The 10,499-nt window shown below is 64.1% G+C and carries 13 protein-coding genes and 2 pseudogenes; 10 read left to right on the top strand and 5 right to left on the bottom strand.

What is annotated here, in order from left to right:
• Positions 1-14 precede the first annotated feature (14 nt).
• From GPICK_RS14735 to GPICK_RS14690, 10 genes are all read left to right on the top strand, one after another.
• Positions 15-890 carry a CheR family methyltransferase gene (locus GPICK_RS14735; RefSeq protein WP_039744456.1) on the top strand — a complete coding sequence of 292 codons (876 nt, stop codon included), beginning with the start codon at positions 15-17 and terminating at the stop codon, positions 888-890.
• 87 nt (positions 891-977) lie between these two features.
• Positions 978-1,343 (top strand): response regulator, encoded by a 366-nt coding sequence (locus tag GPICK_RS14730; protein WP_039744454.1) that lies wholly within the window; start codon positions 978-980, stop codon positions 1,341-1,343.
• Between the two features lie 3 nt (positions 1,344-1,346).
• Positions 1,347-1,817, top strand: a complete 471-nt coding sequence (locus tag GPICK_RS14725) for an Hpt domain-containing protein (RefSeq protein WP_039744452.1) — start codon at positions 1,347-1,349, stop codon at positions 1,815-1,817.
• A 172-nt stretch (positions 1,818-1,989) separates the two neighbouring features.
• On the top strand, positions 1,990-2,604 hold the full coding sequence (locus tag GPICK_RS14720; RefSeq protein ID WP_039744451.1) for a chemotaxis protein CheC: 615 nt from the start codon (positions 1,990-1,992) through the stop codon (positions 2,602-2,604).
• Positions 2,601-3,089: a chemotaxis protein CheD gene (locus tag GPICK_RS14715; RefSeq protein WP_039744449.1), complete on the top strand. Its 489-nt coding sequence runs from the start codon at positions 2,601-2,603 to the stop codon at positions 3,087-3,089. Before GPICK_RS14720 ends, GPICK_RS14715 begins: the two co-directional genes overlap by 4 nt.
• A gap of 10 nt (positions 3,090-3,099) precedes the next feature.
• On the top strand, positions 3,100-3,921 hold the full coding sequence (locus tag GPICK_RS14710; RefSeq protein WP_039744447.1) for a LolA family protein: 822 nt from the start codon (positions 3,100-3,102) through the stop codon (positions 3,919-3,921).
• Positions 3,922-4,013: 92 nt separating this feature from the next.
• Positions 4,014-4,739, top strand: coding sequence for a LolA family protein (locus GPICK_RS14705; protein ID WP_039744446.1), 726 nt, complete (start codon positions 4,014-4,016; stop codon positions 4,737-4,739).
• Positions 4,740-4,769: 30 nt separating this feature from the next.
• Positions 4,770-5,255, top strand: coding sequence for a YajQ family cyclic di-GMP-binding protein (locus GPICK_RS14700; protein WP_039744444.1), 486 nt, complete (start codon positions 4,770-4,772; stop codon positions 5,253-5,255).
• A 54-nt stretch (positions 5,256-5,309) separates the two neighbouring features.
• Entirely contained in the window at positions 5,310-6,656 is a 1,347-nt protein-coding gene (gene rimO / locus GPICK_RS14695; RefSeq protein WP_039744443.1) for a 30S ribosomal protein S12 methylthiotransferase RimO, read from the top strand.
• A gap of 111 nt (positions 6,657-6,767) precedes the next feature.
• Complete coding sequence (locus GPICK_RS14690; protein WP_039744442.1) at positions 6,768-7,187, top strand: TraR/DksA family transcriptional regulator; 420 nt, start codon at positions 6,768-6,770, stop codon at positions 7,185-7,187.
• A 104-nt stretch (positions 7,188-7,291) separates the two neighbouring features.
• Here the strand turns inward: GPICK_RS14690 and gpmI are convergent.
• The 5 genes and pseudogenes from gpmI to nadD all read right to left on the bottom strand — a co-directional run.
• Positions 7,292-8,449 (bottom strand): annotated as a pseudogene (gene gpmI, locus GPICK_RS14685) (2,3-bisphosphoglycerate-independent phosphoglycerate mutase); the annotation flags it as partial.
• Positions 8,413-8,805: pseudogene (locus GPICK_RS18185) on the bottom strand (hypothetical protein); the annotation flags it as partial. The pseudogenes gpmI and GPICK_RS18185, both read right to left, overlap by 37 nt.
• 40 nt (positions 8,806-8,845) lie before the next feature.
• Entirely contained in the window at positions 8,846-9,307 is a 462-nt protein-coding gene (locus tag GPICK_RS14680; protein ID WP_039744441.1) for a 23S rRNA (pseudouridine(1915)-N(3))-methyltransferase RlmH, read from the bottom strand.
• A complete protein-coding gene (gene rsfS, locus GPICK_RS14675) occupies positions 9,304-9,699 on the bottom strand; it encodes a ribosome silencing factor (protein ID WP_039744439.1) in 396 nt (131 codons plus the stop codon). Before rsfS ends, GPICK_RS14680 begins: the two co-directional genes overlap by 4 nt.
• Entirely contained in the window at positions 9,689-10,339 is a 651-nt protein-coding gene (gene nadD, locus GPICK_RS14670; protein ID WP_039744437.1) for a nicotinate-nucleotide adenylyltransferase, read from the bottom strand. The genes rsfS and nadD overlap by 11 nt, the downstream gene beginning before the upstream one ends.
• Positions 10,340-10,499 lie beyond the last annotated feature (160 nt).

Raw genomic sequence — 10,499 nt, 5'->3', positions numbered from 1 at the left:
GGACGACTCCCGTGATGAAACACTCGACGCCCATCCCCCAGCAGGCGGAAGATTTCCCCTTCGAATTCTCCGAGGCGGCGTTTGCGCGGATTCGCCAGATCCTCCGGGAACGCCGGAACTTCGATATCGGCAGCTACAAAGACAAGTACATGAAGCGCCGTATCGCCATCAGGGTGCGGGCGACCCATGCCGTCTCGGCGACGGTTTACAGCGAACTGCTGGCCGGAAGCGAGCGGGAGCTCGACGCGCTCCTCAAAGGGCTCACCATCCACGTGAGCCACTTCTTCCGCAACCGCTCCACCTTCGGCAGGATCCGGGACGAAGTCCTCCCCGCCCTCTTTGCCCGGCTCCACCGGGAGGGGAGGGCGGAGGCGACCTTCTGGAGCGTGGGGTGCTCCAGCGGCGAAGAGCCCTATTCCCTGGCGATCCTGCTGAAGGATTCATTCCCCGAGGAGCTGAATAGGCTCAAGATTTCCGTGGTGGCGACCGATATAAATGAGGGGATACTCGACGCGGCCCGGAGGGGAGGGTACCCGCCGGACCGCCTCCACGAGACCCCTCCCGAGGTCGTGACCCGCCATTTCACGGCAAATGGCGGCAAGTTCCACCTGGCGCCCGACATCCGGTCGATGGTGGCGTTTCGGCGTGGCGACCTCTTCGATTACGCGTCGTACCTCGCAAGCGACCTGATCCTCTGCCGCAACGTCCTCATCTATTTCGAGCGGGAAGAGCAGGAGCGGATTCTCATGGGGCTCGCCGCCTCGCTGCCGGCCGGCGGCATCCTGGTGCTCGGCAAGGCCGAAACCCTCGTGGGCGAAAGCCGGCGGCGCTTCGTGACGGTCTGTCCCGTGGAGCGGATCTACCAGAAGAACAGGCTGTCGCTCTACTGAACGGCCCGGCTAGCGGGTAGCAGCTTGCCGCCGACCGGTTCGCGGCGCGCGGAGAAGAACAACTGAGCAACTCAATATGGAGGATCAATGGCCAAGACAGTGATGATCGTGGATGATGCTCTGTTCATGCGGAACATGCTGCGGGGCATTCTTGAGGGGGAAGGGTTCCAGGTTGTCGCCGAGGCGGCCGATGGTGCGGAGGCGGTGGTCAAGTACCGCGACGTGCGTCCCGACATCGTGACCCTCGATATCATCATGCCGGTGAAAAACGGCATCGAAGCGTTGCGGGAGATCATGGTCATCGATCCCCACGCGCGGGTTGTCATCTGCAGCGCCGTGGGGCAGGAGTCCCTCGTCCAGAAGGCACAGAGCGTCGGCGCGCGCGATTTCATCCTCAAGCCGTTCAACCCCGACCGGGTCAAAGAGGTCATGCGGCAGGTGGCCGCGGGGTAGCACATGGACATGTCCCGGTACCGGGATCTGTTCGTCGCCGAGGCCCGGGAGCACCTCGCCGTGATGGGTGAGACCATCCTGGCGCTGGAAAAAGCGCCGGCGTCCCCCGAGCTCATCGATTCGCTTTTCCGCTGCGCCCATTCCCTCAAGGGGATGGCCTCATCCATGGAGTATCCCGAGATCGCCACCCTCGCCCACAGCGCTGAGGGGGTGTTGAGCCGGGTTCGTGCGGGGGCGCTCTCCTTCGATGCCGGTGCGGCGGACCTCCTGCTGACTGCCGCCGGTCTCCTGGGGCGGATGGTCGATGCCGTCGCCGCAGGGGAGAAGGGCGCAGTCGATGCCTCTCCCCTCATCGAGCAACTCCTCGCCTTCGGCACGGAACCGGAAACGGTGGGGGAGGGGAAAACGTCGGGTGGACGGGCTGCGTCGTCGCCGTCACCCGTCGATGACGCACCTCTCCCGGCGAAGCGCTGATGCTGCTCCGGCTTCGCTACCGCTGACGCCGTCACCGATCTTTCCGGCAGCGCCGTTCTCGGCGACGGCCGGGTTATCTTTCATTCTCGATCTTGTCAGCCTGCTCGGCCCGTTGTGGGGGACGCGCCGGTTGCCGACTCCACATGCCGGTATCGCTTAAGGGGGGGACTGCATGAAATTTGATTCGTTGACGGAGGAGCACCTCGACGCGCTGCGGGAGGTGAGCAACATCGGCGTTGCCCATGCCGCCACGGCACTCTCGCAGTTGATCGGCCGCAGTATCTCGCTTCAGGTCCCCAAGGTCCTCATGACCGAAATCACCAAGGTCCCCGAAGCCTTCGGCGGTGCGGAGAAAATCGTGGTCGGCATCTACCTCCAGATGCTGGGCGACGCCCGGGGGAACATCCTCATCGTCCTGCCGCGCGAAAGCGCCCTGAAGCTCCTGTCGCGGCTTCTCCCCCGGGAGAAGAGCGAGGGGGCGCTCCTCACCGAGCTGGAGATCTCCGCGCTCAAGGAAGTGGGGAACATCCTGGCTTCGGCCTACCTCAACGCCCTCGGCACGCTGATGCACAAGACGCTCATTCCGTCGGTGCCGGTCCTCTCGTTCGACATGGCCGGGGCGGTCATCGACTACGTCCTGATCGAGCTGGGGGAGGTGGGAGACCTGGCGCTCGTGGTGGAGACAGAGTTCTTCGGGGAGGACGAGAAGATCAACGGCCAGTTCTTCCTCCTCCCTGATCCCGATTCCCTCAAGATCATTCTGAATGCCATCGGGGTGAGCCTTTGAGCAGAATCCTCAGTGTCGGCATATCCGAGTTCAGGGTGGCGGCGGCGCCGTCGATCCTCATGACCTACGGTCTCGGGTCCTGTGTTGGCATTGCCCTCTACGATCCCGTCGCCCTCACCGGGAGCCTCGCCCATACCCTTCTCCCGGCACCGGTACGCTTCCAGGACGACGGTGGCAGGTCTGCCAAATTTACCTGCTGGGCCGTGGATCTCATGGTGGAGGAGCTGGGCAAATGCGGTTGCGCCATTGACCGTCTTGTGGCAAAATTGGCCGGCGGTGCCACCATGTTCGAGCCCCGGCATCGGACCACCCATGGGGGCATCGGCGAACGGAACGTGACGGCGGCGCGGGAGGCTCTGGAACGGTGCGGAATACCGCTCGTCGCCGAGGATACCGGGGGAGACTACGGTCGAAGCCTCGAATTCAACACGGCCACCGGCATCATCATGGTGCGGGCGCTGCAGCGCCCCATCAAGCAGCTGTGAGGGAGGGGAGATGAATGCTCTGAGATTCCTGCTGGCGGGACTGGCGCTTCTCGGCTCCGTGGCGTCGGCAGCGGCCGCCCCGGTCGGAACGGTGAACGTCGGGCTCCAGGACGTGATCGACACGGTGGAGAAGTCGTTTCTGCCCAACTCATCCGACCCCTTTGGCGCCCCGCCGCTGAAGACGGTGTCCGCCGATTTCTTCCAGCGGTCGACCCTTGCCGCGAAACAGCGTGAAATGCGGGCCGATGGAGAGATGTTCTTCCGCAGCGCGACAAACCGCGACCCCCTGATGTTCCGGTTCGACTATTTCCGTCCGCTGCAGCAGGAGATCGTCTCCAACGGCCGGACCCTCTGGATGTACCTTCCTGAGAATCGCCAGGTGATCCTGAGCGATGTGACGCCGGTCTTCAACCCGTACACCTTCAACCCCGAGCGGGACCGGGCGTCGAATTTCCTCCAGGGGCTGCCGCGGATATCGAAGGACTTTCTCGTGGTGCTCGCCTCCGATCAGCGCGACATCGCGGGAAACTACGTGTTGGAGCTCACCCCCCGGCGTGCAACCGCCTCCATCACCAAACTCTATGTCGTCGTCAACCGCGACACGGTCCTGAGCTACGTGCGGAGCGGCAGGAACATCTCCGCCACCTTCGCGGCCCTCGGGCGGCCGGAATGGGCCTTCCCGATCCTCTCCACCACCATGGTGGACCACGACGGGAACACGACGACCATCGAATTCAGCAACGTGCGGGCCAACATCATGCTGAGCGACAGCCTCTTCACCTTTGCCATCCCGCCGGGGGTGGAGATTGTGAAGCCCCCCCGGGGGCGCTGAGCCAGCCAGTCCCAGCGATTGTCTCGACGAGGGCGGTATGGGTCATGCCGCCCTCGCTGTTTACTTCCCGTCTCAACGTCCAGGAGGAGTCGATGATGTTCCGGATGATTGCCCCGTGTCTTGTCGCCCTGATCGTGATGGCGTCGTCGCCGGCGGCCGTAGTGGCGGCGTCGCTCGGCGACGTGGTTACCACCCTGGAGCAGGGATATGCGTCGCTCAGAGACCTGCAGGCGGCGTTTTCCCAGCGCACCGAGCTGGCGTCGGTGAAGCGGGCCCAGAGCGGGTCGGGAGAGCTCTTCATCCGGAAGGGGAGCGGTGGTGCGATGTTTCGCTTCAACTACGTCAAGCCGCCCCAGCAGATTGTCTCCAACGGCAAGACCGTCTGGTACTACCTCCCGGAGAACCGCCAGGTGATGACCATGGATGCCTCCGCCCTCTTCACGGGGGGAGGAGGGGTGGCGCTCTCCTATCTGACCGGCATGGGAGAGGTGTCGAAGGATTTCACGGCCCGTCTCGTGGGTGAGGGGCGCGACGCCAAGGGGAACTACCTCCTGGAACTCGTGCCAAAGAAGCCGGGACAGGCGTTTACCAAGCTCCATCTCACCGTGTCGGGGCGGGCGGTGGACGAGTTCGTCAAGAGCGGAAAGGCTTCGGTGCCGTTTCCGATCGTCTCGTCGGTGGTCTTCGACCAGCTCGGGAACCGGACGGCCATCGAGTTCAGCAAGGTCCGCGTGAACCGTGGCGTGAGCGCCGCGCTCTTCACCTTCAAGGTCCCTGCGGGGGTTGAGGTCATCGCCAACCCCCTCGGGAAAAAATAATCACACGATACGGACAGGGGAGGAATCCGGATGCCTTCATTTGACATTGTTTCCAAGGTAGAGATGCAGGAGGTCGATAATGCGGTGAACCAGACCGTGAAGGAGATCGGCCAGCGGTACGATTTCAAGGGGGCCAAATGCGAGGTGACCCTGGAGAAGGATTCGATCAAGATCCTCGCCGATGACGACTTCCGGCTCAAGGCGGTGGTCGACATCCTCCAGTCCAAGTTCATCAAGCGCAACATCTCCCCCAAGGCGCTCCAGTACGGCAAGGCGGAGACGGCGTCGGGCGGGATGGTGCGTCAGACCGTCACCATCCAGCAGGGGGTCTCCAAGGAGAAGGGGAAGGAGATCGTCGCCGTCATCAAGGATTCCAAGCTCAAGGTGCAGGGGCAGATTCAGGACGACCAGGTCCGGGTGACGGGGAAGAACCGCGATGACCTCCAGGAGGCGATCCGGCTCCTCAAGGGGAAGGATTTGGGGATCGAACTGCAGTTCGTCAATTTCCGCGATTAGATGCCGCCCCGGCTTCGGCCGGCGTCAGCCGTCAATACACACGAAGAGGTGAAAGTGAGTAACGCCGTCAAGGAAAAGATCAGCATGGTCAGCCTCGGCTGCCCGAAAAACCTGGTGGACGCCGAGGTCATGCTCGGCTGCCTCGCCAACAATAGCTACGAGATCACCACCGACGAACGGGAGGCCGACATCATCATCGTCAACACCTGCTCGTTCATAAAGGAGGCGAAACAGGAGAGCATCGACACGATCCTCGACCTGGCCGACCGCAAGCACGACGCCAAGTGCAAGCTTCTCATCGTCACCGGGTGTCTCCCCCAGCGCTATCAGGAGGAGCTGGCCACGGAGCTCCCCGAGGTCGACATCTTCGTCGGCACCGGCGATTATCCGCGGATTGCCGAGATCATCGCGGAGAAGCGGGGGAGAGAGGAGCAGATCCGCTACGTGGGGGATCCGAATTTCATCTACGACGAGTCCCTGCCGCGTCTCAAATCGTCCCCCTCCTACACCGCCTATCTCAAGATCGCCGAAGGATGCTCCAACTGCTGCTCCTACTGCGTGATCCCCTCGCTGCGGGGAGCGTTCCGCTCCCGGCAGCTGGAGGAGCTGCTGCGGGAGGCGCGGGAACTGGCCGCCGGCGGGGTGAAGGAGCTGAACCTCATTGCTCAGGACATCACCGCCTACGGGCGCGATCTGCCGGGGCGTCCGACCCTCGAAACTCTCATCGAGGGGCTCGCGGCCATCGACGGGGTGCGGTGGATCCGTCTCCTCTACGCCTACCCGGACGGGATCACCAACAGCCTCATCGAAACCATCAAGAACGAGCCGAAGGTCTGCAAGTACCTCGATCTTCCGATTCAGCACATCAGCGACCCCGTCCTGAAGCGGATGAACCGCCGCAGCGGCGAGGCCGAGATCCGTGCCCTCGTGGCGAAGCTCAAGGAGGAGATTCCGGACATCGCCCTGCGGACCTCCCTCATCGTCGGCTTTCCCGGCGAGACCGACGAGGATTTCCGCACTCTCGTCCACTTCGTGGAAGAGGCCCAGTTCGACCGTCTCGGTGTCTTCTGCTATTCCCGCGAGGAGGGGACCCCGGCGGCGGAGATGGCCGACCAGGTCTCCGAGCGGGTCAAGCGGGAGCGCCACAAGAAGCTGATGCGGACCCAGGCCCGCCTCTCCTTCAAGCGGAACCGGCGCCTCATCGACACCGTCGAGGAGGTGGTGGTTGAAGGGTACAGCGAGGAGACGGAACTCTTGCTCAAGGGGCGCTCCTCACGCCAGGCCCCCGACATCGACGGCCAGGTCTACATCACCGCCGGCACCGCCAATGTCGGCGACATCGTCCGGCTGCGGATCACCGATTCCTCGGACTACGACCTGATCGGCGAAATTGTTTCCTGAGAGGGGGGCAGCAGGACTGCTGACTGGGCCCGGTTTTTGCTTGACAAAAGAGCCGATTTGGGTAATATTTCGTGACCTTTTAACCCCCAATAACGATATGGAGTGATGTAAATGGTTGAAAAACAAGAAGAAATGAAGGATATTCTCCTCAGGATGAAGGAGGAGATCCTTGCAGGGATAAACAAGGCGATGAAGTCAGGCTCCGAGTCCACCGCGGGCGAGCCGACCGGCGACATCTACGACCAGGCGTCCAGTGAGCGCGACCGGGAGCTGGGCCTGCTGCTGAACGATCGGGAGCGCGGGAAGCTCCGCCAGATCGATGAAGCCCTCACGCGGCTCGAGGATAACGAGTACGGGGTCTGCGAGGAGTGCGAGGAGGATATCCCCCTCGGCCGTCTCAAGGCGATGCCCTTCGCCCGCTTCTGCGTCAAGTGCCAGTCGGACATGGAGAAGCTCCAGGCCCAGACTCGCCGGTTTGAAGAGGACCGGGCGTACCGGGAGATATCCTTCAACGAGGAAGAGGAGGGGTAGAAACCCCTTCCCGGAGATGACAGAAAGGGCGCTGCCGGTTAACGGCAGCGCCCTTTCTGCGTTGGGATTGGCCTCCCGCCGCATCCGGCTCGGAGGCTGTCGGCCTAGGCGACGATGAGGCTCGTGCCGGTCATCTCCGCCGGCTTGGGGATGCCGAGGATGTCAAGCATGGTCGGCGCGATGTCGGCCAGGATTCCGGGGCGAAGCCGCACCTCCCTGCGGGAGTCGTCCACGAGAATCAGGGGGACCAGGTCGCTTGTGTGGGCGGTATGGGGGCCGCCGTTCTCGTCCACCATGATCTCGGCATTGCCATGGTCGGCGGTGATGATGGCGGTCCCCCCCTTTTCGCGCACCTTGGCCACGAGCCTGCCGACGCACTGGTCCACCGCCTCGATGGCCCGGATGGCGGCGTCGAGGATGCCGGTGTGCCCCACCATGTCGGCGTTGGCGAGGTTGAGGACGATCACGTCGTGGGTCCCCTCGTTAAGCCGCTTCAGGAGCTCGTCGGTGACGGCGAAAGCGCTCATCTCCGGCTTCAGGTCGTAGGTCGCGACCTCCTTCGGCGAGGGGATCAGACAGCGGTCTTCGCCGGGGGAGGGGGTCTCGTTCCCTCCATTGAAGAAGAAGGTGACGTGGGCGTATTTCTCGGTCTCGGCGATCCGGAGCTGACGAAGCCCCGCGCGGCTCACGACCTCGCCGAGGATGTTGGTGAGCTCTTCGGAGGCAAAGGCGATGGGGAGCCCGAAGGTGGCGTCGTATTCGGTCATGCAGACGTAGGAGGCGAGGGCCGGCGCGTTCCCCCGCGGGAAGCCGGCGAACGCGGGGTCGGCAAGGGCGCGGGTGATCTCCCGTGCCCGGTCGGAGCGGAAGTTGAAGAAGATGAATCCGTCGCCGTCCCGGACCGTTCCCGCCGGGTCGCCATCGCCGGCAATGACCGTTGGTTCCACGAATTCATCGGTGACGCCGGCGGCATAGCTGGCGGCAATGGCCGCGGCCGCGCCGGGCTGACGGATTCCGGTCCCCCGCACCATGGCGTCGTAGGCCCGCTCCACCCGTTCCCACCGGTTGTCCCGGTCCATGGCGTAGTAGCGGCCGATGACCGTGGCGACCGCGCCGATGCCGATCTTTCCCATCTCCGCTTCGAGCTGAGCCAGGTAGTCGGCGCCGCTTTGAGGCGGGGTGTCACGGCCGTCGAGGAGGGCGTGGACGTACACCTCGGCGATCCCCTCGCGCTTGGCCAGCTCCAGCAGGGCATAGAGGTGGGTGAGGTGCGAGTGGACGCCGCCGTCGGAGAGGAGACCGGCAAGGTGGAGCCGCCCCCCGCCCCCTTCGTCCGGGCGATGCAGTCGCGGAGCACCGGATTGGCGAAGAAGTCGCCGTCCTGGATCGCCTTGGTGATCCGGGTCAGGTCCTGGTAGACGACGCGGCCGGCGCCGATGTTCAGGTGCCCCACCTCCGAGTTCCCCATCTGGCCGTCGGGGAGCCCCACGGCCAGACCCGAGGTCTGCATCTCAACGCAGGGATAGGTGGCGCAGAGGCTGGACATGTTCGGCGTCCGTGCCAGGGCGATGGCGTTGTTCTCGCGGTGGGGGCTGAGCCCCCAGCCGTCGAGGATCATGAGGAGCAGCGGCTTTTTCGGCATGGGCACTCCTTTGCGTTCAGTGGTGGTACGGTTCTCCGTTGATGATCGTGTGAGCGCGGTAGATCTGCTCCAGGAGCACGACACGGACCATCTGGTGGGTGAGGGTCATGCGGGAGAGGGCGATGGTCTTGTCCGCCCGGGCCCGGAAGCTGTCGGCGAAGCCGTAGGCGCCGCCAATGGCGAAGGCGAGCTCCGGCACGGCGGTGTCCCGCTGCCGGGCAATGAAGGCGGCGAACTGGGGGGAGGTCATCTCGTCGCCCCGCTCGTCGAGGAGGACGAGCCGGGCGTTTCGCGGGAGGAGCTTTTCGAGCCGGTCACCCTCCCGGGCCCGCATCGCTTCGGCGGCGGCCCCCTTTTCGTCCCGCGCCTCGGCGATCTCCAGGGGGGCGTAGCGCCTGATCCGGCCGGCGTACTCGTCGATCCCGCGCCGCACCCACTCCTCCTGGGTCTTGCCGACCCAGAGGACGCGGAGCTTCACGCCCCGTGGCCCTCTTTTCCCTCCCAGAGGTACTCGGCCGGGATCTCCAGCAGGGGGGCTTCCGCCCAGAGTTCATCCAGGTCGTAGTAGCCGCGGAGTTCCTCGCGGAACACGTGGACGATGACGTCGCCGTAGTCGATGACGATCCAGTTCCCTTCGTTGAGCCCTTCCACATCCAGGGCCTTGCCGTAGGGCTTGAGCCCCTTCTTCACCGAATCGGCGATGGCCTGGGCCTGCTTGTCGGAGCGGCCAGTGGCGAGCACCAGGTAGTCGGCAATGGAGGTGAGGCGCCGGATCTCCATAACCTTCACGTCGAGGGCCTTTTTGTCGAGGGCGAACCGGGCGCACTGCAGCGCCCGCTCCTGGGGGGTGAGCGTTGGTTTATCCTGCATCGGTATAAATCCTTTGTTCCTTGATGTAGTGCTCGACCCGTTCCGGTACCAGATACCTGATCGACCGGCCGAGGCGGGCGAGTGTGCGGATGGCGCTGGACGAGATGTCGAGGGGGACGCCGGCCAGGTGGTAAACCGAATATCCCGAGCGGTGGGCAAGTCGTTTTTCGGCGTCATGATAGCAGAACTGGCTTGCGATGGCAACCGGCAGAGCCGTCGTCAGATCGGGCACTTCCGCCCCCGGCCGCTCCACCACGACAATGTTGCATGCGTCGAAGATGGCGGTGTATTCCCGCCACGAGCCGATGTCGAGAAACGAGTCGCTGCCGATGATGAAAAAGAACTCGTCCCCCGGATGCTCGCGGCGCAACTCCCGGAGCGTGTCGATGGAGTACGATTTCCCGGCGCGCCGTCCTTCGATGTCCGATACGGCGAAGGCGGGGTTGTCGACGGTGGCGCGGCGCACCATTTTGCACCGGGTCTCGAACGGCAGCTCCCCCGCCATCGGCTTGTGGGGAGGCGCGGCGGCCGGGATGAAGATCACCCGGTCAAGGGCGAAGCGGTCCCGGACCTCCTCCGCGATGCGGAGGTGGGCAAGGTGGATCGGATTGAAGGTGCCGCCGAGGATGCCGGTTTTCATTCGTTACCCTGGATTCGGCAGGTGTCGGCATGCTTCATTCGCGGAAACGCGCTCGTTCTGCCGTTCTAGGCTCATTTCGCTGCAACCGATTAACTCGCCCTTCGGGCTCGGACAGAATCGGCTGCTGACGCTCCATTTCGCCAAGAACGCCAACGAACGA

This window comes from Geobacter pickeringii, from assembly GCF_000817955.1.
GTDB classification, from domain to species: Bacteria; Desulfobacterota; Desulfuromonadia; order Geobacterales; family Geobacteraceae; genus Geobacter; species Geobacter pickeringii.
This window is presented reverse-complemented; position numbering and strand designations above follow the sequence as displayed.